Raw genomic sequence first — 486 nt, 5'->3', positions numbered from 1 at the left:
ACCTGGCGCTGCGCACGGCCGGGCCCATCGCGCTGCTCGCGCCGCTGCTGGCGCTGGCCGTGTGGTGGGCGGTGAGCGGCTCGCTCGCGCCCGTGGAACGCGTGCGCCGGCAACTGGCGAAACGCCAGGCCGACGACCTGTCGCCCGTGAACGCGGGTGCGCTGCCCGACGAGGTGCGGCCGATGGTGGACGAGCTGAACCTGCTGTTCGAGCGCGTGCGGCAGGCCTTCGAGGCGCAGCAGCATTTCGTGGCGGATGCGGCGCACGAGCTGCGCTCGCCGCTCACGCGCATCCGCATGGGGCTGGAACTGATGCAGGGCAGCACGCCGTCGCCGGCCTTCCGCTCCGAGATCCTGCGCAACATCGCCGAGCTGGACCAGCTCGTGGACGAGATCCTGCTGGCCAGCCGCCTCGACGCGCGCGAGGCCGATGTCGGCACCGTGGAATCCATTGAACTGCTGGGGCTGGCGGCCGAGGAGGTCGCCC

1 protein-coding gene is annotated in these 486 nt (G+C 72.4%); it reads left to right on the top strand.

Features of this window, described 5'->3' with window-relative positions; genetic code table 11:
- On the top strand, positions 1–486 hold a 486-nt coding region (locus FJV41_RS57310), incomplete at both ends, for a histidine kinase dimerization/phospho-acceptor domain-containing protein (protein ID WP_281291670.1).

Origin of the sequence: Myxococcus llanfairpwllgwyngyllgogerychwyrndrobwllllantysiliogogogochensis, assembly GCF_006636215.1 — a bacterium.
GTDB lineage: Bacteria > Myxococcota > Myxococcia > Myxococcales > Myxococcaceae > Myxococcus > Myxococcus llanfairpwllgwyngyllgogerychwyrndrobwllllantysiliogogogochensis.
Note: the sequence above shows the minus strand (reverse complement) of the source record. Positions and strands in the feature narration are given on the sequence as shown.